The organism is Actinoplanes sp. NPDC051343 (genome assembly GCF_044455125.1).
In the GTDB taxonomy this organism is placed as follows: Bacteria; Actinomycetota; Actinomycetes; order Mycobacteriales; family Micromonosporaceae; genus Actinoplanes.
This window is the reverse complement of the sequence record NZ_JBITEL010000001.1, coordinates 103,810-118,201: the sequence shown is the minus strand read 5'-3', so window position 1 is coordinate 118,201 and position 14,392 is coordinate 103,810. Positions and strand designations below refer to the sequence as shown.

Here is a 14,392-nt window from a genome sequence, read left to right as displayed (position 1 = left end):
GAACGATGACGCTCGTCCGGCCGGCGACCGACCTGGACGAGGTTGCCGCAGTGTGGGAGTCGCTGGTGCGGCACCACTACGAGGTCAACCCGGAGATCGGGCGGCAGGCCCCTCCGGTGGGGCCGGAAGCGAGCTGGGCGGGGCGGCGCAGGCAGTACGAGGCATGGTCGGCCGAGCTGGGCTGGATCATGGTGGTCGCGGGCAACGACGCGGCCCAGCGGTTCTACGCCCGCCTCGGCGCGGTCGAGTTCACCCGCACCAGCATCTTCCCGGTCTGACGGCCGCATAGACGGTTACGGCGCGGCGTTCAGCAGATCGAGGGCGCTGTGCTGGCACTCGTGGTTGGTCTGGGTGAACGGGCCGGCCCAGTGCGGACCATAGGTGCCGAGGCTGGTGCGGTCGTTGTTGTAGGCGCTGTCGGCGTTGCGGGTCAGGTAGGCGTTGTAGGCGCCGCCGACTGCGGTGTTGAGAGCGCCGAGGCCGCGGATCGCCGCGCCCTTGAACGAGGCGCCGTCGTTGTTGCAGGAGTCCGGCTCGTTCGGCTCCCGCAGGATTCCGTTCGGCGAGAGGTAGCCGCTGGTTGTCATCGCGTCGCCGATGCGGCGGGCGACGGTCAGCGCGTTCGCGTCGCCGGTCAGCTTGTTCAACTGCACCAGGCCGTCGATCAGCACGCCCTGGTTGTAGGTCCAGGTGACGTCTCCGTTGTTCTTGCAGGTGCTCAGGTTGATGCCGTCGTTGACCAGGTTCGAGCCGTTGACCATGCCGGTGCCCTGGAACCACGTCCACGCCTGCTGGGCCCGGCTCCGGTATGCCGTGTCCCCGGCGATGCGCTGGCTCAGTTCGGCGTTGAGCTGGATGTACAGGCTGTTCTCGATGGCGTTCTTGCTTGTCCGGGCGGTGCTCCACCAGACGCCGCCGCCGCAGGTGCTGTCCCAGTAGCTGTACATGTAGTCGGCGTCCGTGCGGGCGGTGCTCAGGTACCGGCTGTCGCCGGTCACGTCGTAGGCGTCCACCCACGCGAGACCCCACCAACCGGTGTCGTCGAGCCAGCTGTCGCGAAACTGCCCGCCCATGGCGTTGATGTTCTTGTCGTAGGTGCTCGCGATCGCGTATTTGTAGCTGGCCATGCCGCTGCGTTTGATGTTGTCGACGACCGCGGTGAGCGCGTTGGCCCCGGTCCACCAGCCGGTGGAGTCGAACAATCCGGTGTTCCGGTCGAAGCGCATCATCAGCGCGGTCGCCGCGGCAGTGCGCCGATCCCAGGCGTTCCACGTGCTTCGGGCCCAGGACGTGCAGCTGATCTCGGCGTGGTCGTGGGCCTTGCCGCAGGCGCGCAGCGCGCCGACGCCGTTGTTGTTCCAGTCGTCGACGTTGTACTGGGTCGTGAGCCGGCTGGTGCTGCCGCCGGCAATCGTGGTGTCGCCCAGCTTGCTGCCATCCGACCAGGTCTGGCCGCCGTCGAACGAGCGGTCGAGCCACACCTCGTCGGTGGCCTGACCGCCCTCGACCGAGGCCCACGCCATGGCGTCGGTGTCGTTCAGGTGGAGCTTGAACGTGCGCCCGTACAGGGTGCTGGTCACCGCCACGCGGTCGGCCGGGGCCGATGCCGCATCGCGGCCGTCGCAGTATTTGTTGCAGATGACCGCGCTCAACGCGGCCGAGGAAGAGCCGGCCGGGGCGGCCGGGCTGTGGGGCGGCGATTTCGTTCCGCCTGACGTCGAAGTTCTTGTGGTCGCGGACGGCGACGGGGTCGCGGGCGGGGGAGCCGCGTGTGCCGCGGGGGCCGGCAGGGCCGCGCTGATCACCAGGGCGACGGCGGCAGCCGTGAGTGTGTGCACGGGGATGTCCTCTGTTCAGCGGGGATGACTGACAGCGTTGTCACGAGAAAACATCGGTACTTGTTAATTTGTCAAGGGCGTTGCGCTGCTGCGCGGCATTGGCTGCCCGTCGGGGCAATAACATTGAACAATCTCTATGCACGGGCGACGCTCGTGAACATGTCCCGTCCCCGCTTGCCGGCCGGCGTCGCCACCTTCGCCCTGTTGTCCGCGCTGGCGTTGCCCGGCGCACAAACCGCCGGTGCCGTCACTCTCGCCGGCCGCACCACCCTGGGCGGCGCCGACCCCAGCGTCATCCAGGCCGGCGGCCAGTATGTCGCGGCGAAGTCGGTCGACGGCGGCATCGCGATCCGCACCGCGCCGACTCTGGACGGCATCGCCACCGCGACCAAGCATCAGGTGTGGAAGGACAGCGGCGGCCTCGGCGAGGTATGGGCACCCGAGATCGTCTACAACGCGGGCCGATACGACATCTACTTCTCGGCCGGCGCCGGCGCGGCCCACCGGATGTACCACATCAGCTCGGCCAGCCCGGACACCGGCTACACAGCCGCCACGAAGGTGGCCCTGCCGAACGACAAATGGGCGATCGACGGGATGCCGTTCACGTTCCAGGGCCAACGCTGGTTCGTATGGTCCGGGTGGGCCGGCGACACCAACGTCGAACAGAACCTCTACATCGCGCGGATGACCGGTGCGGAAACGACCACCGGCAGCCGCTTCGTCATCTCGCAGCCGCGCGAGTCGTGGGAGCGGGTCGTCGGCAACCCGTACATCAACGAGGCGCCGACCGCGATGCTCGACCCCAGCGGACAGCTGCACGTCGTCTACTCCGCCAATGGCAGCTGGAGCGACAAATACTGCCTGGCCGACCTGCGCCTGCGGGCAGGCGGTGACCCGACGTACGTGTGGGACTGGTACAAGAGCAACGGGTGCCTGTTCGGCTCGTACCCGCCCGACATGATGGCGGGCTGGGACCCGACGCTGTATGTCGACGGCCCCGGCAGCAACAGCTTCGTGCTGACCAACGGGGACATCGGCCAGAGTCCGCCCGCCGGGAACCGATTCCCGACGATGTATCACGCGGTCGCGAAGGGCACGCCGTATTCATGGTCGGCTCGGTACTGGTACACCGGCTCGGCCGTCTGGTGGAGCAAGACCACCTACCGGCGTGCCGATGTCCCCGGCAATACCGCCGACGTCGGATACAGCCTAAAGTTCTTTGAGTAGTGGGCTGGTGTGCCGGCACGCCGAGCAGTTCGTCCAGCGTGACGAAGCGGTCCGGACGGCTATGCCTGGACGATCCGCAGCTCTCCGACCGTGACGCTGCCGGTGGCCAGCGGCACCGTGCGTTCGACGCCCCACACCAACATCGTTGCCGCTCACCGATACACGCCGGCTGAGCTTCTTTACGCCAGCGAGGTCTTCCCGTCGGGTCTGCTGAACCGGTAGGTAGCCGAGAAGAGCGCTACTCAATCATGGACGAATAGCGTGGCACCGAAACGTACCCTCGATCAGGTGCCGAGCGCCCGGAGCAAGCCGAGCTGCTTCACCACGTCACGGGGACCGGCGAGAATGTCTGCGAGGTCCCGGCCCCGTCCGGCCAGGCTGTCGATCAGCTCGCTCGCGTCAGCCTGCAGCGACCCGGGACTGCCCGGCCGGGCGTTGATCGTGACGTCGTCCCCGACGTGCGATATCAGGTAGCAGTCTGACGGGCTGTCGATCAGGGCGATCGAGGCATCGAGGTATTCACCGGTCCGCGCCGTTGGCGCTGCCGCCGACAACAGCGCGTAGAGAATTGCCATCTGCAGATCGAGGTCGGTGCGGTGTATCGGTATGCCGAGGGCCACGGCGATGTCCGCCTCGTGCAGCCAGGCATCCCAGTACAGGTGAAGCGAGAAGACGGACCAATGCACCTTTCGGCCGAGGGGACTGGTCCACAACCGGTCCGGTGGCTCCTCGATTCGGCTGCCAAAAAGATCGTCCTCTTCCCGGGCAAGCCGTCCAAGATCATCCATTGTCTGGGAGGCGGGCTCACCGGCGGTGTGTTGGAGCCAGCGCGACGGAGACGAACGCGGGTCGAACGGCTCGTCCCCGAACGGCCGGCGACGACCGGCAAGCCGCGATGTATGTATGAGGGCGACGTCCCGTACGTGTCGGGCGACGTCGTGGATGGACCACCCGACGCATCGGGAAGCATGTTCCCATTCCTGCTCGGGTAGGTGTGCAAGCAACGCGATGAGGCGACGCCGCAACAACCCCATGGCCTGCCGAAGACCTTCCGGGCCGCCGGCGAGGCCCGTACGCTCGGACACCGACTCCGGGAACATCGCCATTGTCAACTCTCCCTTTCGTCGACAGCGGACAAGTCTCCACCTTCAGATTTGCGAACTACGCTCCACGCCTGCTCTTGACTGGCCATGCGATCGTCCCTCCCGATCTTTTCGTTCCGATCACCAGGTCAACGGCATGGTTTCCATACCGCGTAATATCAGGCCTTCTTTCCACAGATGCTGGTCATCGCTGACGGCGAGCCGCAGGTTCGGCAGACGGGTGAGCAGCGTCTCGACCGCTACCTGCAATTCCATGCGGGCGAGCCGCGCGCCGATGCAGTGGTGGGAGCCGTGACCGAAGCCGAGATGCGGATTTTGAGCGCGCGTCACATCCAGGCGATCCGGGTCGGTGAACACCGAAGGATCCCGGTTGGCCGAGGTCAATGAGGGGACGACCGGATCGCCGGCACGGACGAGGGTACCGCCGAGCCGCACGTCCTCGGTGGCGTAGCGCGCGAACGTGGACGAAGCGAACAATGGCACGAATCGGAGAAGTTCTTCGATCGCCGACGGTATCAGCGACAGATCGCTTTTCAACCGCTCCATTTCGGCCGGGTGCCGCATCAACACATACATGAAGTTGGAAATCTGCAGGACCGTGGTCTCGTGGCCCGCTGCGAGGAGGCCGGCCGCCAGTTCCACCATCTCCTGCTCGGTGAATTCCTCACGATCATCGCGCGCCTGCACCATCGCGGTGATCAGATCGTCGGACGGCGTGACGCGTCGCTGCGCGATCAGGCCGGAAATGTAGGTGTACAGTTCACCGATGTATTCCCGGATCTTCTCCGGACTGAGTGACGTCGATGAGACGAAGGCCTCCGACCACCTCCGGAACAAATCTTGGTCGCCCACCGGAACGCCGAGCAGACCGCAGATCACTCGCACCGGCAGCGGGGCCGCGAAGTGTTCAACCAGGTCTATCGGTGGACCGATCGACACCATGTGATCGATGAGTTCGTTGGCCGTCGCCGCCGTCGCGGGGCGTAGCAGCTCTGCCCGCCTGGCGGTGAAGGCTTTGGCAACGGGCCGACGCAGGCGGGTGTGATCGGGCGGATCCATCGAAAGAATTCCGGTACCCAGCTGCTGCTGGGTGACTCGCGGTTCGTCACGTCCAACCGTGGCAGCGCGGCTGAACCGCGGATCGCCGAGGACCGCCTTGACGTCCGAGTACCGGGTGGCGAGCCAAGCGTCCTCCCCGAACGGCAGGCGCACTCTCGCCATCGTCTCCTGTTGACGTAGCCCTCCGTACGCGTCGTCCACCTCCAGCCGATCCGCACCGCCGAAGGGGTACGGGAGGGCCGGATCGCTCTTGCTGTTCTGCGTCATTTTTCCTCACATTTCTTTCAAACTATTTCTGCTAGCTGCCTAATGATCAAAACAATCAACTTAAGAATCGTGCCGGTTGGGCGTAGGTCTCCACAAACTCGGTGACCGGACGGGCATGGATAGGTGCGCCAACAGCCAGCCATTGAATAATCGGCTCACCGTACGCGTATCCACTTGGTGCACCTGCTGCATTTGTACCGAAGGGCAGATTTTTAGGCCGTGCGGCCGGCTCGCAGCCAATGAGCCTTCAATGGGTGTTCAATGCCCTGGTGGTATCCGGTCGGCGCGGACGGTCTGGTGAACGCGCGCGCGCAGGCGTTCGGCGCGCGAACCCGCGGTAGATGCCCAAAAGGCGGGTTCAAGGATCTTGAACCCGCCTACGTCGGATGGTGCACGAGTGCGCCAGGATTGTGTCCGGAGCCCAATGCAAGAGTAATTCACACGGTGATCGCGGGCAGGGAGCTGGCATGCTCACTGTGACCTCTGCTCCGGACCAGACGGCAAAGGCCTCCCGCCGAGGCACCCAACCGGATGATGCCGGTCAGCCCTGGGCGAGGCGACTTGCTCTTCGAGCAGGGCCAGCGCGGTGCCGCAGCGGGGGCCGTCACCTCGATGGCCCCCGCCCGGCGCGTTATTGCCGGATCAGCCGGCGTAGGTCTCGAACTCGGCGATCTTCGGAGTGCCGGACGAGCCGGTGATGGTGAACGTGACCTTCTTCAGTAACGTCGCGGTGAACGAGATGACGCCCCCGCCGCTGCCGGTCTTGAGCACGGCCCCGGTATCACCGTTGAGGACCTGCCAGGACCCGATGGACGAGCCGGACGCCTCGCGGATGTTGATCCGGGCGACGGTCTGGGCTGAGCTCCATTTGACGGAGATGGAACCGGTGGGGCCGTTCGGCGACCAGGACGTGCTCACGTTGCCGTCGATGACGTTGCCGTAGCTGGTGCCGCTGGCCTTGCTGGAGCCGTCGGCGCCGGCGCCGATGCTGAGGTTCGTCCCGGAGGGCTGGCTCTGGGTGGGCGTCGGGCCGGGCGAGGACGGCGGCGGGCTGGTCGGGCCGCCGGTGGGCGAGGTCGGGGTGCAGCTGCCGTTGGACACCTGCAGCCCGGTGCCGGCGCCGGCCGTCGCGGTGACCACGCTGGGCACGCAGCTGGCGGGGTCGAGGCTGTAGGCGTACGGAATGCTGATGGAGGTGTTGGAGGTCGGATCGGGGCCGGCCGGGTGGTTCTCGGTGCCTTCGGCGGTCCAGGTCACGTTGTCGAAGATGTTGCCGCTGACCTGCCAGGAGCCCATCAGGTCGGTATAGAACGTGCCGAGGACGTCGACGGAGTTCTTGAAGTAGTTGTTGTCGACCTTCGCCTTGCCGCCGGCCCTGGGGTTGATACCGGACTTGGTCAGGCCCACGTAGTAGTTGTTGTAGATGTGCGCCGTCGCGCCGCGCAGGAGCGGCGTGCGGGAATCGATGTTCTCGTACAGGTTGTGGTGGAACGTCACCGGGCCGTTTGCGAGGTCGCTGTCCGACGAGCCGATCAGTCCGCCCCGGCCGGAGTTGCGCAGCGTGTTGTAGGAGACGGTCACGTAGTTCGTGCCGGCCTTCATATCGATGAGGGAGTCGTAGCCCTCGTCCTCGCCGCCGGAGGCGAACAGCGTGTTGTGGTCGATCCAGACGTTGTGGACGCCGGACTCCATGCCGATGGCGTCACCACCGTTGGAGGTGGGTGAGCCGGACTTCTTGACGTTCTTGACGGTCACGTTCTGGACGATGATGTTGCTGGAGTCCCGGATGTGGATGCCCAGCTGGTCGAACACGGCCCCGCCACCGACCCCGACGATCGTTACGTTGCTGATCTGCTTGAGTTCGATCACGCCGTCGGCGGTGTTACAGCTGCTGCCGGACACCTTGGTGGTGTTGCCGTGGTTGATGGTGCCCTCGACCTGGATGATGATCGGGGTGCTGCTGCTGGCCCGGCCGCACAACGCGGCGTGGATCGCGGTGCCGGTGGTGGCCCGTACCGTTTGCCCGCCGGCGCCGCCGGTCGTTCCGCCGTTCTGGGTGGCATAGCCGGTGACACCGCCGGTCGCCGCCGACGCCTGGGTCATCGGCAGCGCCACCACCATCGCGGCCCCGACGGCCGACGTGGCCAATGCCGCTTGCAGTCCCCGTGTGACTTTTCGTCTCATTGCTCGTCCTCCCTTTCGTCCTAGCCATGCCGAGTGCTGTGGTCCGCGGCCACGCCGAATGTCCGTGCAGGCATGCGGCGGCGACGCTCGCGGGTGCGCGGCGTCGGGGTGTGCGGTAGCCGCATCTGTCGCAGCAGCGAGCTGGAGCGGGGCTCCATGGCCGGGGCCCAGACTCCATCGATATCGACTGGCATAACTATAGGAAAGCGCTTTCCTGACGGCAAGGTTAACCGTATGCAGGTTTGTTGCAGCCGACACCGGCCGTCGACCGGCTCAACCGGCGCGGGGTTGCGGCGCCGGCGGATTGGCCGAGCGTTGACCGCATGTGGCCCGAGCCGAGTCCTGCGCTGGATGTCCCGCTTCCATTGCGACGAACGGCAGGCGCCGCGCTACCGGGTGGGTCGCGTCTTCCTGGCCGGCGACGCCGCGCACTGCCACTCGCCGGCCGGCAGCCAGGGTATGAACACCGGAATTCAGGACGCCACCAACCTCGGCTGGAAGCTGGCCGCGGCGGTACGGGGGTACGACCCATTGCTGGACGGCTACGAGAGCGAGCGGCATCCGATCGGCCGGATGGCGGTGCGGTCGTCGGGCGCGCTGGTCCGTACGGGCATCGCCCGCTCGGCGACGCAACGCGCGCTGCGGCTGGCGGCATTGCGGCTCTCGCTCAGCATCCCGATGATCCGGCGTAAGGGTGCCCTGATGATCTCCGGGATCGGCATCGGTTACGGAGGCGGCGCGCAGCGGGTGCCCGACGTCACGCTGCCCGGCGGCGGCCGTCTCTACGAGACCATGCGGGACGGCCGGTTCGCCCTGCTGGGCACGCCGGCCATGGACGTCGGCCCCTGGTCCCAGCGGGTCACCCTCACCGGTCCGGATCCGGCCGGCGGCCGGGTCACCCTCGTACGCCCGGACGCGTACGCGGCGTGGCACGGCTCGCCGACCGACAGCGCGAGCCTGCAGGCGGCGCTGCTGCACTGGTGCGGGCCGCCGACTCCGGAATCCGTACCGCGGAAGGCGGCTGAGACCTGGGGCTTCCTGGGAGGCCGCACTGAATCTCCTGGGCGAGGGCCGCCGGCGGATTCCGCGTCAACCGGTGACGGGGTCGGCCCAGGTGGCTCGGAGGAGGCCGACCAGACCCGTGCTCGCCGAGCGCATCGCTGCTGAATGAAGTGACTTGGCGGCTTGCGCCTCCTCGGCCAGAGTCGCGGCGGTGGCGGTCTTGAGACGTGCGTCTTCCTCGGCCCGCGCCGCCTCGGCCACGGCCTGCTCGTACCGCCGCCGAGCCTCGCGCACTCGCAGCTCCCATCCGAGTGGCATCGCGGCCGGGAGCGGTGTGGGTCCGGCCACGACGTGAGTCTGCTGCCAGATCCGGTTGAGTTCAGCGACCGACAGTTGCCCGCGCTGGTACGCGTCCAGCGCGGCCCGCTGCACCAGCTGATGAGCTTCGCCGGCCGTCTCGGCGTGTTTCCGTGCCAGCCGGTGGCGTTGCTCCGCGATGTCGCGTGCCGCGGCGGCCTGTGCGGCCGCGTGCTCTGCTCGGTCGGCTTCCTCCAGGGCTTGTTCGGCCGCCGCGGTTGCCGTTCGGGCATAGGCCGCCACGACGTCCACCTCGTCGGTGATGGGCACGGCCCAGCCGTGATCCGACCGGATGTCGGCACGCTCGTGTTGGCGATGAGCGACGACGCCCAGCAGCACCACAGCCAGCAGCAGGTTGACCTGGACCGCGCCGACAAACAGCAACACGAGTATCGACACCGGGGTTCCTTTCTCCGCGCCGGGTGGCGCGAACCTGCGCTCTTCTCGACCGTATTGCTGATCTTCGAGCGGCGCACGGCGGAACACCGCCCCGATGGGTAGAAAATCCACCCCGAGTCAGCTTTGGCGGCGTTTCGGGCGTGTCACGGTACCGAGCATCGGCCACGCCGGCACGGTCCTGCGGTCAATGTCCTATCTGGACGGCAGCGGCCCGGCGCAACTACGGGCTCCGCGACGCGGTCCGGGAGCTGCTGACGCGCCGCGGCGCAGACCTGCGCAGGCATCACCCGTCTGAGCGGCAAACCGCACCGAGAACTTTCGGAAAGTATCCGATATTTCCGTTCGTGCCATCGCTCGCCAGGGCTCCGAACCGGCACGCTCATCGATCTATACCAATATCAAGTCAGCATCAAGCTGCTTTGAACTGCGAAAACACGGTAGGACGAGGTCATCGCCCAGACGTAAGTACCGAAGTGTTTCCGGAAGTTGTTGACACCAGGACATGGTCCAGTAACACTTATTTCATCGACATGACTCAATAGTGTCGATCGGATCCGCCGGCTCCCACGTGTGGTGCGCCGTGGTCGTCAACCACGGCCCGCCGTCACCGGCCGGCCGCCGGGCCGCATCCCCGAGCCGGGCTTCCCGGCGGTTCTCATCAAGGAGGGCATCCGCACATGGACGACACCCCCATCCGTCCGGCGAGCCGGAGACGTCTGGGCGTCAGGCTGTTGCATGCCGGTGCCGCCGTGGCGCTGGCCCTGGGCACAGCCGTTGTGGCGACGGCGAGCCCCGCCCAGGCGGCGACGCAGATCTGCTCGAACCAGACCGGCAACAGCAACGGCAACTACTACCAGATGTGGTCCAACGGCCAGGGGTCGGCCTGCATGACCCTGAACTCGGGCACCAGCTACTCCACCACATGGAGCGGCATCGGAGACTTCGTCGCCGGCGCCGGCTGGGGCACCGGCAGCAACAACGCGGTGAACTACACCGGCAGCCTCAACGCGTCCGGCGGCACAGCGCTGCTGTCGCTCTACGGCTGGTCGACCAACCCGCTGGTCGAGTATTACGTGATCGAGAACTACGTCGGCTCGCCGCCCACCCAGGGCACCAACATGGGCACGATGACCAGCGACGGCAGCACGTACACCATCATCCAGCACCAGCAGGTCAACCAGCCCTGCATCACGGGCAACTCCTGCACCTTCAACCAGTACATCGCGATCCGCAACTCGCGCCGCAGCAGCGGAACCATCACGTTCTCCAACTTCGTGAACGCCTGGGCCAGCCACGGAATGAACCTCGGCTCACGCAACTACGAGATCATGGCGACCGAGGCCTGGGGCGGCGGCAGCGGCAACTCCAGCGTCACCCTCAACTCCGGTAGCAGCGGCGGTGGCGGCGGCGGTGGTGGCGGCGGTGGCGGCGGTGGCGGCGGCGGCAGTGGCAGCTGCACCGCGACGCTGTCGGCCGGCCAGCAGTGGAGCGATCGCTACAACATCAACGTGAGCGTCAGCGGATCCAACACCTGGACGGTCACCATGAACGTCCCCTCGCCGGAAAAGGTCCTCTCCACCTGGAACATCAACGCCAGCTACCCGAGCGCCCAGCAACTTGTCGCCAAATCCAACGGGAGCGGCAACAGCTGGGGAGCGACCATCCAAGCCAACGGCACCTGGACCTGGCCCACCGTCTCCTGTAGTCCCAGCTGATCCCGGTCCACAAACACCACCAGCGGCGCGGTGTCCTTCGGGCGCCGCGCCGCCCGGGGTGATCCAACTCCCGCAGGAGCATGAGCGCCGCGTACGCGTCGAAGCCGTCCGGATCGACGCTATGGTCACTCGTATGTTCGCCACCACACGACCCAGCGACCCGCTGGTCCTCGCGGTCGACTGCTCGACGACCGCGGCCAAAGCCGTCGCGCTCGACGGCTCCGGGAAGGTGGCGGCGTCCGCAGCGCACCCCCTGAACCTGTCCCGTCCCGGTCCGGGCCGGCACGAGCAGGACGCCAGGCAGTGGTGGTCGGCCACGGCCGGTGCCCTGACCGAGGTGGTCGCCGCCCTCGGTGCGGACGCCGCCCGGGTAGTGGCGGTGAGCATCAGCCACCAGCGCGAGTCGTTCGTGTGCCTGGACGCCGACGGCGGCCCGCTGCGGCCGGCCATCCTCTGGCTGGACAGCCGGGCCGACCGCGAGATCGCCGAGCTGGGATCCGACCGGGTGCGCGAGGTGTCCGGGAAACCGCCGGACGTCACCCCCGCCATCTACAAGATCGCCTGGATGTCCCGGCACGAGCCGGAATTGCTGCGGTCCGCGGCCCGGATCGCCGAGGTGCACGCGTATCTCGCCGCGCGGCTCACCGGCCGGTGGGCGACCAGCGTCGGGTCGGCCGATTCGCTCGGCCTGCTCGACCTCCGGGCCGGCGACTGGTCGCCGGAACTGCTGGAGCTGGCCGGCGTCCGCTGCGATCAACTCCCGGATCTGGTTCACCCGGGTACCCCGATCGGGCCGCTGCGGCCCGAGGTCGCCGCCGCCATCGGCCTGCCGTCGCCGGTACCCCTGATCGCCGGGATCGGGGACGGCCAGGCGGCCGGCCTCGGTGCCGACGTCACCGGGCCGGGAGCCGGATACCTCAATCTTGGTACGTCCATGGTGATGGGGGTCGCCGCGGGGGAGTACGCGACGTCACCGGCCTTCCGCACCCTGGCCGGCGCGCCGTCCGGGACGTACGTGCTGGAGACCGTCCTCAACGCCGCCGCCTACCTGGCCGACTGGTTCCGGCGGGAGTTCGGCGACCCGGCTCTCGGCGGCGCGCCCGACCCGGCGCTGGAGGCCGCCGCCGAGGCGGTACCACCGGGCTGCGAAGGCCTGCTCACCGTGCCCTACTGGAACTGCGCGCAGACTCCGTACTGGGACACCGCCGCTCGCGGTGTCACCCTCGGCTGGCACGGCGGGCACACCCGGGCGCACCTGTACCGCTCGCTCATGGAGGGAGTGGCGTTCGAGCTGCGCCTGCACCTGGACGGCTTGGAGGCGGTCACCGGCACCCGGGTCGACGTGCTGCGGGCGATGGGCGGCGGCAGCCGGAGCCCGCTGTGGGCCCGGATCGTGGCCGATGTGACCGGCCGGCCGGTACGGCTGTGCGACGGCGAGGAGATCAGCGCGCGGGGCGCGGGTGTGCTGGCCTGGGCCGGCGCCGTCCCGGGGGCCGATGTCGCCTCGGCCGCCGCCCGGATGGTCGCCTTGGGCGAGACCATCGCCCCGCGGCCCGAGCGCACCGCCCGGTACGAGCGGCTCTTCGCCGTCCAACGGCAGGTGTACCCGAGCCTGCGGGGGGTGTTCGCGGAACTGGCCGCCGCCCAGGCCTAGGCCGCGGTCAGCCGGCGCTGAGGTCGATCACTGGATGGAGCCGCGGTCCACGAAGCTGAACTCGATGGAGGCCGGGAAGTCGCCGGCCTCCTCGACATAGAACGCGCGCCTCTCCTCGCTCCACTGGACGACGCCGTAGCGCTCGCTGGTCATCGTGTAGGTGGGACGGTTCTTGTCGTCGGTGCTGCCCGTCGCCGTGAGGTGGAACAGCGTCTTCTCGTTCCCCTCACACGCCGCCGGCACCAGCGTCGCGGGACCGTTGTCGTCAGGTTCGACCGCCAGGCAGCGCTCCTTGTCGGTCAGCGTGTTCACCGTCGACCGAATCTGGTAGCCGGCCCCGCTGCGTACGAGTACGAACACCGACTCGGGCGTGGTGCCCCCGCCCGCGCGGGCCGGGCTGTTCTGCGGGAGCGCGAGATCGCGGTCGATTCCCGCCATGTGCAGCAGGGTGCGTCGCTTCCCGGCGAGAACGCCGGCAACGCCGGTCGGCGCGGTCGAGGGCGACGGCTTCTGCGACGGCGCCACCGACGGTGCCTCCGACGTCGGTGCCGCTCCGCCGGCGGCCACGTGCGACGCGTACAGGCCCGCTCCCGCGAGCAACACCGCGCCACCCAGGGCGAGAGGCCACCGCCTGCGGCGGCGGGGTTCGACGTCCTGCCCGTACGCGACGGGAACCTGCACCCGTGCGGGCTCGGGCGGCCCTGGCTCGACGGTCGTCGGGTGCTGCGCCCCCAGCAACCAGTCGAGCAGCTCGCGGGCGGTCGGGCGGTCGGCGGGCTCCTTGGCCAGGGCGTGCTCGACGATGGTACGTAACGGTTCGTCCAGGCCGTCCAGCGTCGGCGGCCGGGTCAGGATGCGCATCGCGGTGCCCGGGGCCGACTCGGCGGCGAAGGGTGTGCGGCCGGTCGCGGCGTAACCGACTACGGCACCCCACGCGAAGATGTCGGCGGGGAAGCTCACCGCGGCCGCGTGTTCGGGGTCGAAGCGCTCCGGAGCCATGTAGGCGATCGTTCCCACCATCTGGTCGGTCCGCGTGTGCGCGCTGGTCACCTCGAGCGGCCGGGCGATGCCGAAGTCGATGACCTTCACGCCGCCGCGGGCCATCAGGACGTTCTGCGGCTTGAGGTCGCGGTGGATGACCCGCGCGCCGTGGATGGCTGTCAGAGCGGTGGCGATCCCGACCGCCACGCTGTGCAACGCCGCCCCGCGCAATGGTCCCTGATCCCGTACGACGGTTGCCAGGCTCGGCCCGTCGACGTACTCGACCACCAGGTACGGCGGATCGTGGTCGGGGTCGGCGCCCAGAACCTCGGCGGTCGAGAACGGCGGCACCTCGCGCGCCCGGTTCACCTCACTGCGGAAGCGACGCAGGAACTCGTCGTCGGCCGCGAACTCGCGCCGGACCACCTTGATCGCCACAGATCGCCCGTCGGGAGCACGACCCAGATAGACCGTGCCCATGCCGCCCTCACCCAGCCGGCCGACCAGCTCGTAGGCACCCAGCCGGCGCAGGTCGCCGGTGTGCAGGGGTTGGATCACGGCAGGGACCTTACCGGGCACCGTGCACAACTGGTTCTGCCCGGC

At 68.1% G+C, this 14,392-nt stretch carries 11 protein-coding genes; 5 read left to right on the top strand and 6 right to left on the bottom strand.

All coding sequences use genetic code 11. From position 1 onward, the window contains the following. The first annotated feature begins 5 nt into the window (after window positions 1-5). Entirely contained in the window at window positions 6-278 is a 273-nt protein-coding gene (locus ACIA5C_RS00440; RefSeq protein ID WP_396049733.1) for a hypothetical protein, read from the top strand. 15 nt (window positions 279-293) lie between these two features. On the opposite strand, the gene ACIA5C_RS00435 is transcribed toward ACIA5C_RS00440, so the two are convergent. Further along, window positions 294-1,838 carry a glycoside hydrolase family 76 protein gene (locus tag ACIA5C_RS00435; protein ID WP_396049731.1) on the bottom strand — a complete coding sequence of 515 codons (1,545 nt, stop codon included), beginning with the start codon at window positions 1,836-1,838 and terminating at the stop codon, window positions 294-296. Window positions 1,839-1,997: 159 nt separating this feature from the next. Between ACIA5C_RS00435 and ACIA5C_RS00430 the strand changes: the two genes are divergently transcribed. Beyond that, entirely contained in the window at window positions 1,998-3,068 is a 1,071-nt protein-coding gene (locus ACIA5C_RS00430) for a glycoside hydrolase family 43 protein (protein ID WP_396049729.1), read from the top strand. Window positions 3,069-3,352: 284 nt separating this feature from the next. Here ACIA5C_RS00430 and ACIA5C_RS00425 read toward each other — a convergent pair whose 3' ends face one another. The 3 genes from ACIA5C_RS00425 to ACIA5C_RS00415 form a co-directional block, all read right to left on the bottom strand. Then, window positions 3,353-4,174, bottom strand: coding sequence for a maleylpyruvate isomerase family mycothiol-dependent enzyme (locus tag ACIA5C_RS00425; RefSeq protein ID WP_396049728.1), 822 nt, complete (start codon window positions 4,172-4,174; stop codon window positions 3,353-3,355). A 117-nt stretch (window positions 4,175-4,291) separates the two neighbouring features. Then, window positions 4,292-5,497, bottom strand: coding sequence for a cytochrome P450 (locus ACIA5C_RS00420; RefSeq protein ID WP_396049726.1), 1,206 nt, complete (start codon window positions 5,495-5,497; stop codon window positions 4,292-4,294). Between the two features lie 642 nt (window positions 5,498-6,139). Next, entirely contained in the window at window positions 6,140-7,681 is a 1,542-nt protein-coding gene (locus ACIA5C_RS00415) for a polysaccharide lyase family 1 protein (RefSeq protein WP_396049724.1), read from the bottom strand. A gap of 351 nt (window positions 7,682-8,032) precedes the next feature. Here ACIA5C_RS00415 and ACIA5C_RS00410 point away from each other — a divergent pair, with 351 nt between their 5' ends. Then, window positions 8,033-8,848 (top strand): FAD-dependent monooxygenase, encoded by an 816-nt coding sequence (locus ACIA5C_RS00410; protein WP_396049723.1) that lies wholly within the window; start codon window positions 8,033-8,035, stop codon window positions 8,846-8,848. Here the strand turns inward: ACIA5C_RS00410 and ACIA5C_RS00405 are convergent. After that, complete coding sequence (locus tag ACIA5C_RS00405; RefSeq protein ID WP_396049721.1) at window positions 8,771-9,526, bottom strand: hypothetical protein; 756 nt, start codon at window positions 9,524-9,526, stop codon at window positions 8,771-8,773. The genes ACIA5C_RS00410 and ACIA5C_RS00405 overlap by 78 nt on opposite strands. Before the next feature lie 590 nt (window positions 9,527-10,116). On the opposite strand from ACIA5C_RS00405, the gene ACIA5C_RS00400 reads away from it, so the two are divergent. Continuing rightward, a complete protein-coding gene (locus tag ACIA5C_RS00400; protein WP_396049720.1) occupies window positions 10,117-11,154 on the top strand; it encodes a glycoside hydrolase family 11 protein in 1,038 nt (345 codons plus the stop codon). Between the two features lie 133 nt (window positions 11,155-11,287). Further along, on the top strand, window positions 11,288-12,808 hold the full coding sequence (locus ACIA5C_RS00395; protein WP_396049718.1) for an FGGY-family carbohydrate kinase: 1,521 nt from the start codon (window positions 11,288-11,290) through the stop codon (window positions 12,806-12,808). Between the two features lie 27 nt (window positions 12,809-12,835). Here the strand turns inward: ACIA5C_RS00395 and ACIA5C_RS00390 are convergent, their stop codons facing one another. Further along, the gene (locus ACIA5C_RS00390) at window positions 12,836-14,347 is read right to left on the bottom strand and encodes a serine/threonine protein kinase (protein ID WP_396049716.1); all 1,512 of its coding nucleotides are present in this window, start codon (window positions 14,345-14,347) and stop codon (window positions 12,836-12,838) included. Window positions 14,348-14,392: the final 45 nt, after the last annotated feature.